18 protein-coding genes are annotated in these 19,170 nt (G+C 48.8%); 11 read left to right on the forward strand and 7 right to left on the reverse strand.

From position 1 onward, the window contains the following. Window positions 1-74: 74 nt before the first annotated feature. A complete protein-coding gene (locus BP71_RS07475; protein ID WP_084599926.1) occupies window positions 75-152 on the reverse strand; it encodes a potassium-transporting ATPase subunit F in 78 nt (25 codons plus the stop codon). 285 nt (window positions 153-437) lie between these two features. Beyond that, window positions 438-1,787 carry a sigma-54-dependent transcriptional regulator gene (locus tag BP71_RS07480; RefSeq protein ID WP_496377946.1) on the reverse strand — a complete coding sequence of 450 codons (1,350 nt, stop codon included), beginning with the start codon at window positions 1,785-1,787 and terminating at the stop codon, window positions 438-440. A gap of 338 nt (window positions 1,788-2,125) precedes the next feature. Between BP71_RS07480 and BP71_RS07485 the strand changes: the two genes are divergently transcribed. Then, on the forward strand, window positions 2,126-2,437 hold the full coding sequence (locus tag BP71_RS07485) for a DUF7674 family protein (RefSeq protein WP_496377947.1): 312 nt from the start codon (window positions 2,126-2,128) through the stop codon (window positions 2,435-2,437). A gap of 194 nt (window positions 2,438-2,631) precedes the next feature. Next, complete coding sequence (locus BP71_RS07490) at window positions 2,632-3,537, forward strand: prohibitin family protein (RefSeq protein ID WP_496377948.1); 906 nt, start codon at window positions 2,632-2,634, stop codon at window positions 3,535-3,537. 57 nt (window positions 3,538-3,594) lie between these two features. Here BP71_RS07490 and BP71_RS07495 read toward each other — a convergent pair whose 3' ends face one another. Together BP71_RS07495 and BP71_RS07500 are read right to left on the reverse strand one after the other, a co-directional pair. After that, on the reverse strand, window positions 3,595-3,930 hold the full coding sequence (locus tag BP71_RS07495; protein WP_496377949.1) for an HflX-like GTP-binding protein: 336 nt from the start codon (window positions 3,928-3,930) through the stop codon (window positions 3,595-3,597). A 129-nt stretch (window positions 3,931-4,059) separates the two neighbouring features. After that, window positions 4,060-4,431: a DUF7674 family protein gene (locus BP71_RS07500; protein ID WP_496377950.1), complete on the reverse strand. Its 372-nt coding sequence runs from the start codon at window positions 4,429-4,431 to the stop codon at window positions 4,060-4,062. A gap of 529 nt (window positions 4,432-4,960) precedes the next feature. Here BP71_RS07500 and kdpA point away from each other — a divergent pair. Continuing rightward, complete coding sequence (gene kdpA / locus BP71_RS07505) at window positions 4,961-6,655, forward strand: potassium-transporting ATPase subunit KdpA (protein WP_496377951.1); 1,695 nt, start codon at window positions 4,961-4,963, stop codon at window positions 6,653-6,655. A 34-nt stretch (window positions 6,656-6,689) separates the two neighbouring features. Here kdpA and BP71_RS07510 read toward each other — a convergent pair whose 3' ends face one another. Beyond that, entirely contained in the window at window positions 6,690-8,654 is a 1,965-nt protein-coding gene (locus BP71_RS07510) for a KUP/HAK/KT family potassium transporter (protein ID WP_496377952.1), read from the reverse strand. A gap of 273 nt (window positions 8,655-8,927) precedes the next feature. Here BP71_RS07510 and BP71_RS07515 point away from each other — a divergent pair, with 273 nt between their 5' ends. From BP71_RS07515 to BP71_RS07525, 3 genes are all read left to right on the forward strand, one after another. After that, complete coding sequence (locus tag BP71_RS07515) at window positions 8,928-9,080, forward strand: Ca2+-dependent phosphoinositide-specific phospholipase C (RefSeq protein ID WP_496377953.1); 153 nt, start codon at window positions 8,928-8,930, stop codon at window positions 9,078-9,080. A 55-nt stretch (window positions 9,081-9,135) separates the two neighbouring features. Continuing rightward, window positions 9,136-9,366 (forward strand): Ca2+-dependent phosphoinositide-specific phospholipase C, encoded by a 231-nt coding sequence (locus BP71_RS07520; RefSeq protein ID WP_496377954.1) that lies wholly within the window; start codon window positions 9,136-9,138, stop codon window positions 9,364-9,366. Between the two features lie 379 nt (window positions 9,367-9,745). Then, entirely contained in the window at window positions 9,746-10,657 is a 912-nt protein-coding gene (locus tag BP71_RS07525) for a metallophosphoesterase family protein (protein WP_496377955.1), read from the forward strand. Between the two features lie 9 nt (window positions 10,658-10,666). Here BP71_RS07525 and BP71_RS07530 read toward each other — a convergent pair whose 3' ends face one another. After that, a complete protein-coding gene (locus BP71_RS07530) occupies window positions 10,667-11,791 on the reverse strand; it encodes a helix-turn-helix domain-containing protein (RefSeq protein ID WP_496377956.1) in 1,125 nt (374 codons plus the stop codon). 252 nt (window positions 11,792-12,043) lie between these two features. Between BP71_RS07530 and BP71_RS07535 the strand changes: the two genes are divergently transcribed. From BP71_RS07535 to BP71_RS07555, 5 genes are all read left to right on the forward strand, one after another. Continuing rightward, window positions 12,044-14,944, forward strand: coding sequence for a TonB-dependent receptor (locus BP71_RS07535; protein WP_496377957.1), 2,901 nt, complete (start codon window positions 12,044-12,046; stop codon window positions 14,942-14,944). A 27-nt stretch (window positions 14,945-14,971) separates the two neighbouring features. Further along, window positions 14,972-15,790, forward strand: a complete 819-nt coding sequence (locus BP71_RS07540; RefSeq protein WP_496377958.1) for a tyrosine-protein phosphatase — start codon at window positions 14,972-14,974, stop codon at window positions 15,788-15,790. 395 nt (window positions 15,791-16,185) lie between these two features. Further along, on the forward strand, window positions 16,186-16,896 hold the full coding sequence (locus BP71_RS07545; protein WP_496377959.1) for an alpha/beta hydrolase: 711 nt from the start codon (window positions 16,186-16,188) through the stop codon (window positions 16,894-16,896). A 170-nt stretch (window positions 16,897-17,066) separates the two neighbouring features. Then, window positions 17,067-17,927: a helix-turn-helix domain-containing protein gene (locus tag BP71_RS07550; RefSeq protein ID WP_496377960.1), complete on the forward strand. Its 861-nt coding sequence runs from the start codon at window positions 17,067-17,069 to the stop codon at window positions 17,925-17,927. Between the two features lie 41 nt (window positions 17,928-17,968). Beyond that, window positions 17,969-18,226 (forward strand): alpha/beta fold hydrolase, encoded by a 258-nt coding sequence (locus tag BP71_RS07555; RefSeq protein WP_496377961.1) that lies wholly within the window; start codon window positions 17,969-17,971, stop codon window positions 18,224-18,226. A 98-nt stretch (window positions 18,227-18,324) separates the two neighbouring features. On the opposite strand, the gene BP71_RS07560 is transcribed toward BP71_RS07555, so the two are convergent. Next, on the reverse strand, window positions 18,325-19,083 hold the full coding sequence (locus tag BP71_RS07560) for an SDR family NAD(P)-dependent oxidoreductase (RefSeq protein WP_496377962.1): 759 nt from the start codon (window positions 19,081-19,083) through the stop codon (window positions 18,325-18,327). Window positions 19,084-19,170 lie beyond the last annotated feature (87 nt).

The following is a 19,170-nucleotide window of genomic DNA, read 5'->3' on the forward strand; positions in this document are numbered from 1 at the left end:
AACAATCATCAATACTTCGTAGACCTTCTGTTTTCCATTATTCTTGGTCCGCCTGGTGGCCATTTCCGGTCAGGTTAAAATTTTTCAGGTTTGACAAGTACATAGCACATGTAGACAAACACGAGGATTGCGACGATAAATAGCGCTGCCATAATCAGATTTTTTCAAAGTAGTTTACCGAACCGTAAAAGATTGCGAAGCATAAAAGCCCGGCAAGAATTAAGAGGATTGTTAACATGATTAGAATGGATTGGATGAATATTAAGAGCATTTTTGTTTCGATTGTCTATAATGTCATCAGTGGTATTTACCAAGGTTATGCCAACCGAAAGAATAAAACACAACCACCTGTTTTACAGAACAATGAGAAAACCATTTAGCATTGCCATGTTTAGGCGATCCTATCAAAATGATAGGCCACTATCAAACTGAAAGCCCTACCCGTTCTCGACCGTGATATGGTATTCCTGAATTTTACGGTACAGCGTTGCGATCCCGATTTCAAGCAGCCGCGCCGTCTCGCTTTTATTGCCCCCGCAGTAATTAAGGACCTTCTGAATATGCAGCTTTTCAACGCTGGCCATCGAGAATGCTGACAGTTGCGGGCTGCGGTAAGACCTATGATTCTGTATGTCCAGCGACAAGCATTCACTGGTTAGCTTTCCGTCACTGATGATCACGGCGCGCTCGATCGCATTTTTCAGCTCACGGATGTTGCCCTGCCATTCGTAACCCTGCACCGTCTTTAGAAAGCCAGGCGTGTATCCTAAGTTTTTCTTGTTGGTCTGAGCGCAAAAATGGTTCAGGAAGTGATCGACCAATAGCGGCAAATCCTCTTTGCGTTCCCGGAGCGCGGGGAGGCGGATCTCAAAGACGTTCAGCCTGAAGTACAAATCGCTGCGGAACCGTTCATTGGCCGATTCTACTTTGAGGTCGCGGTTGGTAGCTGCGATCAGCCTGAAATCCGATTTTGTCGTTTTGGTGTCGCCTAGTTTTATAAACTCGTGAGTTTCAAGCACTCGGAGTAGTTTCGCCTGCATATCAAGAGGCAGCTCACCGATTTCATCCAAAAAGAGCGTTCCGCCATTAGCTTCTTCCAAAAGTCCTTTCTTGTCGCGGATCGCGCCGGTAAAGGCCCCCTGCTTATAGCCAAATAGTTCGCTCTCGATAATATCCCGGCCCAGCGCGCTGCAATTCAGGGAAACAAACTGTTTATCTGCCCGGCCGCTTCCATAATGAATCGCCTGGGCGAACACTTCCTTTCCGGTCCCGGTTTCGCCCGTGAGCAGCACGGCCGCATCGGTCGCGGCCACGCGCTTTGCAAGCGCCAATGATTCCTGGAAAGGTCGTGAAATGCCAATGATTGATTCAAAAGAGAACTTATTACTAACCAGCGATTCGAGCCTCTTCACCTTATGGCTTAATTGGCTGCGTTCGGCGGTTTTAGCCAGAAGCGGCAAAATTTTGTCGTTATCGTCGCCCTTAACGATGTAGTCAACCGCGCCATTTTTCATAGCCTGAATGCCGTCGGCGATCTTACCAAACGCGGTCATGATGATCACTTCTATCGCTGGTCTGAGCGTTTTGATCGTTTTGACCAGCTCTACGCCATTACCATCCGGAAGCCTGACATCGCTTAGAACGATATCGATTTCCTGGTTTTGGATCATTTGGATGCCCGACTTTACATCTGCTGCTTGATAAACCTCGTACCCCTCGGCAGAGATGATTCTCGCGAGCAGCAACCGCAGCTTATCCTCGTCATCGATCAGCAAGATTTTTTTCATTTTCCATTGGTGTTTGCCAATTATCAAATGAAAAATTGTTCCTGACCCAAGCAGGTAAGCCTCAACACGCTCATACGCAAACGATTGCTAGTTAACAGGCCGCAATACATGCTCGCCCAACCTTATCATAATGATAGGGTAACACCATTTTTGATAGGGAGCCCCAGCAGCATGAACCTGTCTGTTTCATTATGATTCCTGTTATCAGAATGATAGGAAAATGTAGTCACCAAATTAACTTTAACTAATTCATATTCAATAAGTTAAAATAAATATTACAGTTTGGAACAGCTTTTGGCATGCAACCATTACCCATTCAAATTTTGCCAGCAAATACAATGAAATCATTGATCCAACCAGTCCATCTCACATTCCAGGCTGCGAAAACGATTATCAACCAATACCTGACCGAGACCAGCGTTGCCATTTCCCGCCGGGATTATCGCGCCGTTAAAAAGTGCTTCGCGATCAGCGAACGGCTTTATCAAAATGGTAATTTCCTTGTTAAAATGCTGATTGAGAATGTTTACATCTATTCCCTTTCGCTTTACATGCCGCACAACGCGGCAGGCAGAAAACATATCGAGGCACTCTTACCACCGCAATTAAGCGCGATCTATCTCAGACAGCGCTATCAGTATGGATCCTGATCAGAGCGATTCTAATGCCAGGTATTCCAATCTGATAGCACAATTATCAAAATGATAGGCTGGTTGGACAACAGGAGAGATCAAGTTTTCAAATCAAGCTCACTAACAACAGATTAGGCAAACAAATCAACCATGGCATGTAATTAGAGCGTATACCAATGTACGTTTTAAGTCACAGTTAAACCATCCCGCTTATGTTTGTTGTAATTATAGGACTTTGCCTGATTGCCGCCGGGTTCTACGCTTCCAAATCAAGCTATCAGCTTGCCAGATATGCAAATATTCTCAAATTTGCCGGCGTCTTTGTTGTGGTTCTGGGGCTGGCAGCTGCCAGTGTTCGCCAAATCGACGCCGGTACGATCGGCGTCCAATCGCTGTTTGGAAAAGTGAGTCCGAACATTTTAGACAATGGGCTCCACTTCGTCAATCCGCTGGCCGAGGTTACTGTTTTTGATACCAAGGTCCAGAATTATACCATGTCTGCGGTAGCCACCGAAGGCGAAGTCAAGGGCGACGACGCGATCCGCGTGCTTTCGGCTGATGGACTGGAAGTGGTAATAGACCTTACTGTCCTCTACAAGATTTTGCCAGAGAAGGCTCCCTCCATCTACAAAGGCATCGGCGCCGACTACAAGGACAAGATCGTTCGCCCGGTGACCAGGACCCGAATTCGCGACAATGCAGTTTACTACGATGCCGTTGCGCTTTACTCGAAGCGTCGCGATGAATTTCAAAACCGGATTTACCAATCCATTGACAAGGATTTCAAAAGCCGCGGCCTGGTCCTTGAACAACTCCTGATCCGCAACATCAATCTTCCCGAATCGGTCAAAAAGACAATAGAGTCAAAAATCAATGCGGAGCAGGAAGCGCAAAAAATGGAATTTGTCTTACAAAAAGAAAAGCAGGAGGCCGAAAGAAAGCGCGTAGAAGCCAAAGGTATCGCGGACTACCAGACAATCATTTCATTAAGTCTTACGGACAAACAGCTTCAATACGAAAACATCAAAGCCCAGAAGGAGCTTGCCGCATCGCCCAATGCAAAAATCGTTATTATTCCTGCCAAAGGAAATATGCCGCTACTGCTGAGCGACAAATAACCTACATTAAAAAGAACCTGGCCGTAAGTTACGGTCAGGTCTAACACTGCGCTTTTACTACCGAGTCAGACTTTGTCTGGCCGGTTCCAAAGCAAGCCTAGATTGCTGGCTTTGCGCCCTGCATTCAAAATCTGCGAAACGAGAAGTGTCCCGTCCATAACCCGCACCGGCCAGAACTTCCAACTTGCCCTTGCCCAAATAGGTCCGGCAATCGGGTTGCGCAAGGCGCTGCGTAAATCTTGCGACCGAAGTAATTCCCTGTGTCCGCGCCAGAAAGTCCAGCTCGTCCAGGCACTCATTCGCCTGGCCGACGGGCTGCCGACCGGTCGCGACGGCGACCAGCACGGCAACCTGCATGTCGGCTGAGACTGTATACAACGTTGAGTATTCCATGGTTAAAAATTGATTGGTAGGTGTTCTGACCTGTCTTCTGATGCGTTTCTTTACATTCACTTCGAGCGCCGTTAATGTTCTTCTTCTGATTCAAATTCTGCTTCACCCGGCTCCTCTGTAGGCTCCGGGTCATCTCTGCTGGGGAAACGCATAGCTGTCATATGTTTGCTTTAAACCTTGCGGTATGAGGTTTTCCCAGCGCGTTCGATCCTTTTCAGCCGCCGGTAGAAATGACGCGAACAGATATACGTAAATGCTTTCGATCAGCATCCTCACCGTAACATCGCCATTTAGGTAAAGCTGCTCAGCGACCCGCAAACACTGCTGCGTCCTTGCCAGGTCGCGGTGGACGACCATCAATTTGGTATACTCTGAAAAGGCCAGAATAGCTGCCTTAGCAGTCAGTGGCTGCTCGTTTACCTGTTTTGCCGAAATTCTGCGGTGCAAAAGTTTGGGCAACTGCTCGATAAAATAAGAATGAACTTGAAACTGGGTAATCATAATCGTTACTAAAAAACTGTCCGCAAACCGCCTGGCCTATTGCATTGCCGGTTTCTAGCTAACAGCAGCCAAACCCGTGCCGGAAGTGGCGACGGGAACAATTCACCTGTAAATGAAATACTTAACTTCTACCCCTAATTCCAAAAATCTATCATATTGATACCTGGTTATCAAAAAGATTGACAATAGGCGCAGCAAACTGTCTTCTAAATTTTGCCGACAGCTTCAAGATAACAATCAGGCAGTCGATCATTTTGAGATTTCAGATATTCATTATGATAGTATTTCTCTTTTCGGCAGAAACAGAATACCACACAACACTTTATTAATCAACACATTATACACTTCACAGATTTTTGGCATGACCTTGTTTCTGAACCCCTGCAAAACAAACATCCAATTAATCTCGACAACTATGAAACCTCGAAGTCGTCATCGGGTCAAGCCTTTCAGCTTTCTGCTTCTGATTCTCTCGATTATATCCATTACGGCCTTTGTTTGCCGTGTTTATTTCAAATGACAAGTTAGAATGGATATCGAGCAACTACTGATCTTCACGCTGCTCTTCGGCAGCACAGTCCTTCTGGCTTGGCCCCTTGGCAAATACATGAGGTGGGTTTTCTCCGACGAGCTGCCATCAGTCCTCATTTTCTCCTCTATTGAAAACCGGATCTTCAAATTCGCCCGAATTGATCCGAACCAGGCTATGGGCCTTGGGCAATATCTGCGGGCATTTCTTACCCTGAATTTGCTTTGGGTCGTTTACGGCTTTACGTTGCTCTTGTTTCAGGGCAACCTACCGCTTAATCCGGATGCTAATCCGTCGATGGAATGGCCCCTGGCTCTTCATTCTGCCATCAGCTTTATTACCAGTACAAACCTGCAACACTACTCGGGCGAAACCGGGGCCACCTATTTTTCGCAGGTAGCTGTATTTTCGCTTCTGCAATTTGTGAGCGCGGCCGCAAGCCTCGCAGTCGGAGTAGCCGTCGTCCGCTCGCTCGGCCGTCAAAATGCGTGCCTTGGCAACTTTTACGCCGACTTCCTGCATTCGGCAACCCGGATCCTGTTCCCCTTGTGCCTGATCGTTTCAGCACTTTTTCTCATGCGGGGAATGCCTATGACATTTTCAGGTGCTGAGACCTTGCATACCCTGCAAGGCGATACCATCAAAGTATCGACAGGCCCGGTAGCCAGTATGATACCAATCAAAGAGCTTGGCTCCAATGGTGGGGGGTTTTTCGGCACCAACGATGCGCACCCTTTCGAAAACCCTGATACGCTCACCTACATTGTCCATTATGTCATTGTACTGCTGCTCCCGATTGCCTTTCTATTTTTCACCGGCTTTTACCTGGGCAATCGCCGCTTTGCATGGATGGTATTCAGCGTCATGCTTGCCGGCTTTATTTTTGTGAGCGTGCCGATCATTTTTCAGGAACAAACCGGTAATCCGGCCGTGGCTGCCATGGGTATCGACATCAGCGGGGGTAATATGGAGGGCAAAGAGACACGTTTTGGCCCCTTCTTATCGGCTCTGTATGCAGGTGAAAATGCATGCGTGCCTGCTGGCACGATCACGGCCATGCACGACAGTTTCATGCCGCTTTCGGGGCTTGTGATGATGGTGGGAATGCAGATCGACGCCTTTTTCGGCGGACTAGGAACGGGATGGATCAATATGTTCCTTTACTTGATCGTGGCTGTTTTTCTGGGTAGTTTGATGATCGGCCGGACACCGGAATTATTCGGCCGAAAAATCGGGATTGCAGAAGTTCAGCTGGCGGTAATCGCGAGCGTGCTCCAACTGGCAATCCCGATGTCGCTCACAGCCGTGGCAAGCTGCCTGTACTCGGTTCACGGAGACGGGTTGGGATGGCTCAGTAATCCCGGTGCACACGGACTTGCTACCATGCACTACGAGTTTGTCTCGGCATCTGCCGGTAATGGCAGTGGATTTGAGGGCCTTGGTGACAACACGCCTTTCTGGAACCTGTCAACCAGCATCGCGATGCTCACCGGCCGCTTCGTGCCCATCATAGCGGCACTGTGCATTGGCTGGCGTATCAGTCAGAAAAAAACGGTGGAAGCATCAGCCGGGACACTCCGGACGGAAAGTGCAACCTTTGGTATTTTCCTTTTCCTGACCATTATCATCCTTAACGCGCTTTGTTCGTTTCCCATCTTCTCGCTCGGGCCACTGTCGGAGTATTTCTCTTTATAGTTTCCAAAAATATCCCCGACGTCAGGCGCCCAACTTAACTGCCTGGCGTCGGCACGCGCTGGATCGCATACTCGTCCAAAGACTGATAAACTAATGGGTATTTCTCGTAGACTACATTGCTTTCATCGAGTCCGAAATTGGCCCCCTCCTGCACGCCGATCAATTTCAAATTGTAATAGGATTTAATGAGCAGATTCTTCCAGAAAGACAATGCGTTGTCGTAGGACAGATAAGAACTCCCGACCACAAAACGGTAATCGCCCATATCGCGTTTATCGTACTTCTTTTCCTCCGCTTTTTCATATTCCAGTTCCCCTGTCGCGAGCAGGTCCTGCACAATGCGCCGGAAAAAGAAATCTACTTTGGGCTCAATCCGAAAACCGATGTTGATAGTAACGAAATAGGCATCGTTGGGAGAAATTGTCTTTGCCTGGTATTGCAATGTGTAAGGCTCATCGGCAACATTGACGTGGATAAACCAGTAGATATCCGCCCTTTTGGCCGGACTATGGAAAATGGAATCCAGCGCCCTTGCCTCGATAAGATCATCCTTGGTGCTTGAGGTCAGGTAAATCAAGTTGGTCGCGTAACTTCGGATGGAATAATTGGTCGAAAGGTCTTGGAGCTTTTGGGCAACAATCGGGGTAATGGGTGAAAATGCGATCAGCTTTTCCTGCATCCGGCGTCCCTGCTGCCAGGTCAGCATCGTCAGTGAGAGGATGGCGCCTACGACGAGCATGATCCATCCCCCTTCGTGCAGTTTTTGCAGATTAGCAATCAGGAACGAGCATTCTACGGCCAGAAACACTGCCGTAATGATGGCCACCACACCAGTGTTTATCCTGCGGGTAACAAGGTACAGCGCCATTAGGAATGTGGTGATCAACATCGTCAGCGTAACCGACAAACCAAAAGCAGCCTCCATGTTTTTAGACTCCCGGAAGTGCAGCACCATCAGAATGCATGCGCACATTAGAAACCAGTTGAAAAACGGGATGTACATCTGCCCGCGGATAGTTCCCGGAAAGACAACCCTGTTCCTGGGCCAGACACCCAACCGGATCGCTTCATTCACAAGGGTAAAACATCCGGAGATGAGTGCCTGGCTTGCAATCACGGTCGCCATCGACGCCAAGATTACGGAAGGAATGTAAATGCCCTGAGGAATGATGTTATAGAAAGGGCTTAGCGCATTGGCCTTTCCCACGCTCAGCAGCCAGGCGGTCTGTCCGGCGTAGCTTAAGATCAGACAAATCTTTACATAGATCCAGCTTACACGGATATTATTCCGCCCGACGTGGCCCATGTCGCTGTAAAGCGCTTCGGCGCCTGTGGTACACAAAAATATGCCGCCCAACAGCCAAAAACCAGCCGGATAATTAACCAACAGCTCATAAGCATACCAGGGATTAATCGCTCTGAGAACTGACCAGTCAGAAGAAAGCGCCATCAGGCCTATTATTCCGATGAAGGAAAACCAGATGAGCATCACCGGGCCAAAGAACTTCCCAATTTGTTGGGTTCCCAGTTGCTGAATCAAAAACAAAACGATAATAATGGCAATCACGATAGGGACCGTATCCAGGTGGGGATCGAACTTTTGGAGACCTTCGATGGCCGATGCCACAGAGATCGGCGGGGTAATGATTCCGTCCGCAATCAAAAATGCCCCTCCCAGGATCGCAGGCACAATCAGCCACTTACCAAAATAACGTCTGATCAAGGTATATAGCGAGAAAATACCGCCTTCACCATGGTTGTCCGCCTGCAAGGTGATCAGAATATATTTTAAAGTGGTTTGAAGGGTGAGCGTCCAGATAATGCAGCTGAGAATGCCCAGCGCTTTGGTATGAGAAACAACCTCCCCGTCATGAAACAGCGCATTGAGGGTATACAAAGGTGATGTTCCAATATCCCCGAATACGATCCCGATGGCTATCAGAAGTCCTGCGGGCTTGATCTGTCTGTGAAATGCGTGATAATCTGCGCTGTGTTCCAAAGTGAAAGGAGTTTTCGATTTTTACGAAATAAATCAACTTTCGAAGGAATCTGCAAGATTTAAATGTATGGTTTAGAATCGGCGTGTTTTCCACCGACAACGCGTTACAAGTAATCAACAACCAGAAGTAGCGTAAATACAGCCAATAGTAACTGCTTTTTTGCAGGGCCGCTCGGCGCCTCTACAACGTTCTCGTGGGAAGCATGACGCCCCAACGATCCGGTCCGCTTCGGACAGTTTTAAAAAGAATATCCGCTTCCTGACAACAGCAGCATGGGTTCTTCCGAAAATTTCACCGAAAAGACGTTCGAGGCTTTGGACAAAGTAGTCGTCGAAAAGCTGGGAAGAAGCCACATTATTATGCCGGATATCGTGCGAGGTAAATATGAAACCCTGGAAAGCGCAGTACTTGCTGGCCGCTGGTGAAGAATGCAAAAGGTAAATTCCTTTTCCTGCTTGACGACCATGCTGCGAAAAGGACATGTTGTACATCACCGGCCACCCTTCATTGAAAGGGCGCGTGATGTTCGCCTGTGCAGACCCTGGCACACCGGAGGCTGCCATGATGATCCGCAACAACCTAAAAGACGCGACGATCTCCGACCTCGTTAAGAAAGGCTACATTGTCCGTACTCGCGCCGATTCGGACACCAAACAGGCCCGAGAAGACGACCGGAGCGGTTTCGAAGCAGCATGTAGTTCAGGGGCATAGATCGTGACAACAGATTATTACCTAAAAAGCACGCATTTCAGATCGGATTATCCGGTAAGCTTTGAGGGGAATGGGCATTTCCGCGCCAATCCCCTACTGACGAAGTAGGATACAGCAGCCCGTGGAAAATCGAGAATGAAGCAAAGTGGAAAAGCGGCAGATTTTAACGAAAGGTCTGCCGCTTTTAAATTCCGTTCGATGTAGGTTAAAATTTCGACCTTTACTATCAAAAATATACGCTCCCTGCCTTCGCGAGCCTGTTGACCGAATGATTTTTAGTCAACGACCTGCTCTGGATTTCATACCTAAAGATTTGATAATCTCTCCTTAACGGCTGATTCGAAACGGTGGAGCATCTTTGCAAAACGGCTTGCGTTGTATGCAGAGAAGAAATCTATTAAAAACACTGGGAATGGCTGCCGGTGGTCTTTCCATACCATCGGTCACAGCGGCGGAAAATGTTCAGCCTAAACGGGTCATGCGTATCGCCCACCTTACCGACATCCACATCCAGCCACATCTCTGGGCCGGAAGGCAGTTTGAAAAATGCCTTCACCATCTTCAAACCCTTGAAATCAAACCCGACTTAGTGCTGAATACCGGCGATTGCGTGATGGGCTCCCGCGGAATATCGCAGACCAAAGCATCAAAAGAATGGGCATTGTACCACGAAATAATGTCTTCCGAAAACAGCATTCCGGTTGTTTCATGCATCGGAAACCATGATATCTGGCTTCCGCCTGGCGGCATGTTCGGCGACGGCAAGAAGCGAGCGATGAACGAAGTAGCCCTGTCACGTCCGTATTTCAGCATATATCGAAACGGATGGCACATCATTATGCTCGATAGTGTCCAATCCCGCCCGGACGGGACCGGATACCTGGCCAGTTTGGACGAGGAGCAATTTGAGTGGTTAAAAGACGACCTTCGCCAAACTCCATCAAAGGTGCCTGTATTAGTCGCTTCTCATATACCTATACTATCTGCGAGTGTCTTTTTTGATGGCGATAATCTGAGGGAAAACGACTGGATAGTGCCAGGCAGCTGGATGCACATCGACGCGACTCGAATCATCAAACTTTTCAACAAGCATAACAATGTGAAACTCGCAATTAGCGGCCACATCCACCTGCTTGACCGCGTGGCTTACAACCAGGTCACATATTGTTGCAACGGCGCAGTTTCGGGAAACTATTGGATGGGGAAATACCACGAAACAGATCCAGGTTATGCAATCATAGACCTTTTCGATGACGGGTCTTTTTCTAATCAATATGTGCAATATCGATAATCGACCATCTCAAATCGCGATTTTGGGCTGACGTAGGGTTCTTAAATGCTCTGAAGGAGTAGACCCTGTGATCTCCTTAAAATACCGATTGAAGGAGGACTTGGCTTTAAAACCGGACTTATAGGCGAGCGAAAGAAAGTTGAACTCCTCTGACTGGCTTGCAGAAACCAGCTCTAATTCTTTTAAAGCATAGGCAATGCGGTACTCGTTAATGTATTGGTAAAATGACTTGTCGGCGAAATTATTTAGCGTTTCTGAGAGGTGGTATTTGTTGATACCGGTTAGGCTGGCCAATTTGTCCAGGTTCAGATCGCAGTCGGTAAAAACCAGGTTTCGATGCATTTGCGATTCCAGCGCTTCCCAAATCTCTTTTTGCTTTTCCCCGGACAGGACAGCCTTTCGTGAAAGCGGGCTTTCGATTACCCCGATTTGTGTCACCGGAGTCATTTCCCGAGCCTGAGCAGAAGCATTCGGTGCGGTTCCTGCAACAAATTTGTAATAGACGATCATCACGCAAAGCGCACTCAATGTGGTGTAGGTAATCACGCGGATTGGGATCATCAAATCGGCATGGAAGAACGTATTGGCAAAATAAACAGGGCCCGACACGCATATCATGGCCAAAAAGCACCAGGCAACCATTCCTACAATACGCTTCTCCACCGCTTTCTCTCCTCCAAACCCGCGCCTGATGCGTAGTGCTAGCGATGCGTAACCAATGTCCGAAAGTAAAATCCCGCAATAGCTTCCCAGGTTGTACCATTTGAGGAGCCCATAACCCGACATTCCGGAAACCATGATCACACCCGCGATAGTAAAGTAGGCAATGGCTGCGGCAATGAACGGCAGGAAAACGTACCAGCGCGTAGCGGGCATGAAAGCTTCGTTATCCACTTTCCGGGCATACAGGTACAGGAGCGGGGCGTAGCAAAAGCCGATAAAAGTATTCATTTGCTGCCTCACCTGCTCGTCGTTCACGAATGTGTAAATCACAAATTTGATCGAAAGGTGGCAGCCAATGCATGCAATAAACATGATCAATAACGAATCTGCGCTCGTACGCACTTTGCCTTTCCATAACATACCCACGGCGACGGTCGCCTGAAAGATGCCGATTGCGATGATATGATGCATGTATTGCTGTTTTTGCTGACGCAAATTTAAGATTTCAGTATTAACTGGATATTAAGGAAGCGGTTTCGATGTGGTGCCACACATGCTCGCAAACTTTCTTAACGATTTCATAATAGAAATAAAATCATCTGACAACCAATCACTTACAAGTCCCACTCCAACGAGCAGGACCTGGGCAGGTAGCAACTGTTGGCCTGGGTTGAAGCGCCACAAAAGTCACCGCACCTTTGCCGCAAACAATCCCGGACTATCATGTACACTTTTACAAAAGTCGGTTCCCTCTCCGACAAACGATTGCAACGCAGGCCGCTTTGGTCGCTGATGGCGCTGCTGGCGCTCGTATCCGGAGCCCGTGCCCAGACAGTCAAAGGCACTGTTATCAGCAAGGATGGAAGCCTTCCCGGCGCAACGGTGCAAATGCCGGCGCGTAACCTTTTTGCCTCCACAGAAATAGACGGTACGTTCACATTAGTTGCAAATACAGAAGGGCACGTGCGACTTACCGTAACATATGTCGGATACAGCAGGAAAGAAATGGACGTCGTGATCGGCAAAGGCGTGACCGACCTGGGCAATATCGAACTGCAGCCCGATCACAACAATACGCTGAGCGAAGTACTCGTAACCGGCAGCATGGCACCATCGCAGATCAAGGCGATGAGCATCAAAAGAAATTCCAATGCGATTATCGACGTAATGGCTTCCGATGCCATCGGCAAATTACCCGACCGCAACATCGCGGAAGCTGTGCAACGCATGCAGGGCGTGGCGGTGGCCCGCTACCACGGTGAAGCCGACCAGGCGACTGTACGCGGGACGCCTTTTGCGTGGACCTCAACGCTATTCAACGGAAGCCGGCTACCCAGCTCCAATGTATTAGGCAATCGGTCGTCAGTCCTGGATGCGATCCCCTCGGAGATGATCCAGTACGTGCAGGTAGCCAAAGCCATTACGCCCGATATGGAGGGCGACGCTATTGGAGGTTCCATCAATTTTATTACCAGAACTGCCCCGGCTTACCGGCAGCTGAATACCAGTCTGGCCGGCGGATACAACTCATTTTCCAAAAATGGCACCTATAATGCCTCGCTGATTTACGGAGACCGGTTTTTCAAAGATAAACTTGGGGTAGTACTTGCCGGCGCCATCTGGGACCGCCAATGGGGTGCCGATGCATTCGATGTAAGCTATAACACCGGACTAGCCAACGCCGCGCAAAAGAAATCGATTAACTCGGTTATGTTCAAGCGGTATATGGGTAAGCGCCAGACAATGGGTCTTAGCCTGGGAATGGAGTACAAGCTCAATGCGGCAAACAAGCTTTTTTTCAGGGGAATGCTGAATAAATTCAATGATATCCGCCCCGTTTCAGAATCGTATGTTGACTACACCAACAGCCGCTATCAGTATAACTACCGCTATTCACACTATCAGACGGCCATTCAGGGCGGCGAGATTGGTGGTGAGCATCAGGTAGCCGCAAAACTCAAACTCGACTGGTCGTACAGTGACTATAAATCAAGGTATTTCCTTGAAACCCCTCCTACTTACGGCATCAAAGGTCTGCCGATAGGCACTTTCCGCCAGAAGATCACAGGTGGCTTCAGTGATCTGTCGTCGGACGGAAAACGATACTGGGGTTTTGATTCACCCGACGGTATCGGCGGCGATCCGATGCATTTTGAAGCGGGTCTGGCCAATGAATCCGAAACAATGAACCCGCAAAAGCTGACGCTACAACAACTTGTGATCGCGCAGCTGGATAACAGCGAGCACGACCGGAATATGCAGCTGAACCTGCAGACAGAGGTTTCGAAAGATCTGAAACTGAAATTCGGCGCTAAATACCGCCACAAATACCGCGAAAGCACCTACGGGTCGAGCATTGTATTGATGCCTGGCGCTGCGCTGGGTATACCTAACTCGCCGGCGCTACTCAGCCTGGCTGGCCTGCAAACTGCTGAGCCAGCGAAAGGAACGGAGTTTTTCGGCCACATGCCGGGCAATCACAGCCAGTATGTGATGAACCCGCTCACCAAAGACCAGCTTTTTAACCTGTATGGCGCTGAGTCGCGTGCTAAGAACGGCTTCACGGAGGTAACGCCCAAAACCAACCCCACGGCTTTGTACGAAGGCTCCGAACAGGTAACCTCAGCGTACATCATGGCCGAATATCAACTCAGCGACCAGTTGCGGCTCGTGGGTGGCGTGCGCAACGAGTATACTGTAATGAACCTGGAAGGCTCGGCGGCTACCATCGCCGGAACACCTGCCACGACCATCATTACCCCTACGAATGTGACGAACAACTACAATGCATTGCTGCCGATGCTGCATTTGAAATATGCATTGAACGCCAACACCAACCTCCGTGCCGCCTACACCCGCACATTCATCCGGCCCAACTTTGGGGACATGACCCCGGGTACCTCGATCGACAATACCAAAACGCCGATGACCATCAGCCAGGGCAACCCAGATCTGAAACCCACATTCTCCGACAACTTCGATCTGATGGGCGAGCATTATTTTCCCAATATCGGCCTGCTCTCAGGTGGTGTATTTCACAAACGCATTCAGGATGTGGTGTTCACTGATATGAACATGCAGACGATCGACGGCGGCAACTACCTGGTAACGCAGGCTAAAAACCTGCAAAACGCTTCACTGATAGGCTTCGAAGCGGGCATTAACAAGCGCCTTGACTTCCTGCCGGGATTCTGGTCGGGTTTCGGGGTGGAATTTAATTACACCTTTATCGACAGCCGTGTGAAAGTACCGAGAGGTGTGGAAGGCAATGTAACAATAGACCGCACACAGCTGCCCAATCAGTCGAAAAGCCTCTTTAATGCCATTCTTTTTTATGAAAAAAACAATATCATGATCCGTTTGGCAGGCAACTACCGCGGTGCCTCAGTGGAAACCATCAACCAACAACTTGGCCCCGATTACTACATCTGGACAGACGCGAACTTCACGATCGACGCCTCTGCCACCTACACAATCAACAAACGTTTGCGTGCATTTGTGGAACTCAACAACCTGAGTGATTCACCTGTCAAAATGTTTATGGGCGACAAACGCCGCACCACATCCAGTGAATGGTACGGCCGCAAGGGTCAGGCGGGCTTGCGATGGGATATTATCAAATAAACAACTCCAATTTAAATACACCATTTAATGAAAAAGCTGATTCTCATCTTCACATTGCTTTCTCCTGCTATTTCATTCGGCCAGCTCGCCGACAGCACCCAGAGACTCGTACACATGCGCGGCGCGGTCAATTTCAGGGACGTGGGTGGATATAAAACCACGGACGGCCACCAGGTCAGATGGAACCGGGTATTCCGCAGCGCTTCCATTCATGGACTTACACCATCGGACCTGGACACGCTCCGTGCCCGACACATCTATACGGTCATCGATTTCCGTGGTAAGCAGGAGTCCGCGCAGACGCCCGATCGCCTGCTGCCCAATACCGATTACCTGCTCAGCCCGGCAGGCAGCGACGACGGCATGATGTCGAAGGAACAAATGAGCAAAATGTTCAAAGGCGACGGTTTTCTGGAAGAGTTTTACGGAAAAGGGGGGATCAAATACTTCGGGGAGCGTTATCGTCCGCTTTTCCAGAAATTACTGGTGATGAGCGATACCACTTCGATGCTCTACCATTGCACTGGCGGCCGTGACCGCACCGGCATGGCGACCGCGCTTTTCCTGTACACGCTCGGTGTGCCGCGTCAGACCATCAACGAGGATTTTACGGCCTCCAATACGTACTTGCGCCCAATCATGGGCCGGATGATGAAACCGATGGCCGAGCAAACCGGAATGACTGTGGAAGAGCTTAACAGGAAAATGGAACTTCGACCCGATCTGCTGGACATCTTTTTCAATGCGCTTAAAACCCAATACGGAAGTGTAGAAGCGTTCATGCAAAAAGAGTTGGGTATCGGCGAGCGTGAAATCGGAATATTGAAAGACAAGTACACGATCTGATCCGAGCCGGGATTTTTTCAACCGCCGGGGCACATGCTCCGGCGCAATCCGAAACAGCGCTAACATATTAGTTCCTTGTATTCTTCCATATCATCGCTGAGTAAAGAACCTCGATTGCTTTGATCAGGGGATATAGCTCTTTGTATCTTCACCTTTTACCTGGCAGAGGCTGTCGCCTTTTCATCGTCAGGATAGTCGTGCCGAACCAGGCCATTTGTTGCTGTCAAATCACAGAATTACAAAGGTATGCTGCCCATTTCGGGCTGTGTATTGAGATTATCAAAGCACGAAGGGAAATAATCGCAACTAATCGGGAAATACGCTCATTACCCATGGGTTCTTTTTGCCGCACCTTTGTATTGTTCATTCAAACATAAACTTCAAAAACAAAAAAGATGGAAAATCAAGCAAATGTGCAAGCAATTAAGAATATCGTTTTGGTACACGGCGCTTTCGCCGACGGGTCCGGTTACCGGGGCGTTTATGAAAGCCTCACCAAACAGGGTTACCGTGTAACTGTGGTTCAAAACCCATTGACTTCCCTGGAAGATGATGTTGCCGCCACCCACTTGGCATTGGATAATCAGGATGGGCCCGCGATCCTGGCCGGTCATTCCTGGGGCGGCGCGGTGATTACCCAGGCCGGAAACCATCCCAAAGTTGCCGGTTTGGTTTACATCGCTGCCTTCCAGCCAGACAACGGGGAGTCCGCCCTTCAATGGTTCCAAACCGCGCAGCCTGCACCTGAGAACGGGGTGCTACCGCCTGACGAGAAGGGAATTGTCTATTATGACAAAGAAAAGTTCCATACCGGTTTCTGCGGCGACCTGAGCAAAGAGGAATCTGAGTTTATGTATGCCTCGCATGGCGCATTCTATGCCAAATGTTTTGTAACTCCGATCACCGATGCCGCATGGAGAAAGAAACCCGTTTTTGGTATCGTAGCGACCGAAGATAAAAGTATCCTTCCTGAGATTCAACGTAACATGTATAGCCGCTCCGACACAAGGATTACAGAGATTTCCGGCAGCCATGCCGTTTATATTTCACAGCCCGAGAAGGTGGCGTCGGTGATCGCAAAAGCGGCACAAGAACTGTCGGCCTGATAACCCCAAAGCCTCCAGGCTCTCCAAACCCCATTTGCCGCAACGAGCAAATGGGGTTTGCTGTTTATTGGATTCTCACTTCCGGGATACTTTTGTAATTTGGCCAGGTAAATGGTTGCCCGCTATCCGGGGCCGCTACCTGATCAGGCTAAATTTCATTCGATCTGCATATGAGGCTTAAACTAAGTGATGAAAACACCGGTGGGGAACTGTTGTTTTATAAAGAGGAGCCCGGTTTTGACAGGCTGTTTTTTACCAGGGACCGGTTCAATAAGTACTTTACCATTGCATGGAACCCAGCGGAAAATCAAACTGTCTCCATTGACGGCGAGGAATACGAATTCCCGCAGCATTCCCTGCTGACGCTACTATTTAACCAGACTTTCAGCTTTGAGAATTCGCAGGCCATCGTTGCCTGGCAGTTCAACCGGGAATTTTACTGTATCATCGACCACGACAGCGAAGTAAGCTGTGTTGGTTTTTTGTTCAGCAGCACAGATCATTTATTTGTTAAGCTCAGTGAGCAGGCACAGCAAAAGTTAAAGCTGCTATCCGATGTTTTCATGGAGGAATTCAAGACCTCTGACCAGATACAGAATGAGATGCTGTTGGTACTTCTGAAGCGACTGATCATCTACGTGACCCAATTGGCGAAGTTGGGATATGCACCGGTCAAAAGGCTTGCCGATGAGAGGTTTCATACCATCCGAAAATTCAACCTGCTGGTCGAAGCGAATTTCAAATCCGAGCATTCGGTTAGTTTTTACGCGCAGCAACTTTGCAAATCACCCAAGACCTTATCCAACCTTTTTGCGATCTTCAATCAAAAGACCCCTTCCCAACTCATCCAGGAAAGGATTACCGTTGAGGCCAAGCGGCTTTTATGCTACACCGATAAATCCATTAAACATATCACTTTTGAACTCGGGTTCGAAGATGTTTCCTATTTCTCTAATTTTTTCAAGAAAAATGGCGGCTGTTCCCCTTCGGAGTTTAGAATCCGGCAACAAGTTTCGAAAGAAGGGAAATAATCACAACTAACCGGGAAGTCTGCTCATTAACATCTGACTTCATGTATGCATCCCATGGTGCATTCTACGCGAAATGTTTTGTAACCCCGATCACGGATGCGGCATGGAGAAATAAACCTACCTATGGAATTGTGGCGACTGATGATAAAAGCACCCTTCCTGAAATCCAACGCAATATGTACAAACGTTCCAATACCAGAATTACTGAGATCAAAGGCAGTCACGCTGTTTATATCTCACAGCCACAAAAAGTAGCAGCAGTAATCGACCAAGCCGCAAAAGAGGTTTCAAAGAAATAGGATCGCGCAATAGAATTGTTGCCCGGAAAGTCAGATATGATCGAGGGAACAACAAAGCCCGGGACAGTTTGCCCCGGGCTTTGACGGCTTTATAATTGTTACAGCGCAGTAGCCCCTCCGTCAATGATGAACTCGGCCCCGGTGGTGAAAGTAGATTCATCGGAGGCAAGATAAAGTACCCCGAAGGCAACTTCATTGAGCTCCCCGCCCCTTCCCAGGGGTGTTGCCCCAATAGCCATATCTGCAAAATCGGCTGCACCTTTCATGGTTTGTGTCATCGGTGTGGCTACATACCCGGGGTGAACGGAATTAACGCGGATATGGTCTTTGGCCAGTTCTGCCGCCGCTCCTTTGGTCAGCGCGCGGGAGCCTCCTTTGGAAGCGGTGTAAGCGGTAGCTCCTGCTGACCCGATGATCCCTCCGATAGAAGAAATGTTGATAATGGAGCCTGAGCCTGCTTGCTGCATATAGGGCACCACCGTTTTGATCCCTAGAAATTGGCTTAGCAAATTGACCGATACGACACGGTTGAATTCATCAACGCTCCGCTCCTGCATCGGAGCCAACAAGTTCCCGGTAATGCCGGCGTTGTTGACCAGGATATCGATCCTGCCATAAAGCTCTGCCGCTTTCTTAACCGCAGCTTGCCAGGAGGTTTCCGAGCTTACATCGTGGATGATGTAATCGGCCGTATGGCCTGCCAGGCGGATCTGACTAGCGACGGATTTGAGCTTTTGTTCCTGCACATCGGTCAGCAGTACCCTTGCGCCCTCGGCTGCAAAGAGCTTTGCCTCTGCTTCGCCCATCCCTCCGGCAGCGCCGGTAATAATGGCAACTTTGTTTTCTAACCTTCCCATAGATTTCGCTTTGTTTCAAGTGGACAGTCAAAACTAATCTCTTCAAATGGCTTGGGAATTGATGCAGATCAATGAAATTGCTTATTT

The organism is Dyadobacter ginsengisoli DSM 21015 (assembly GCF_059568735.1).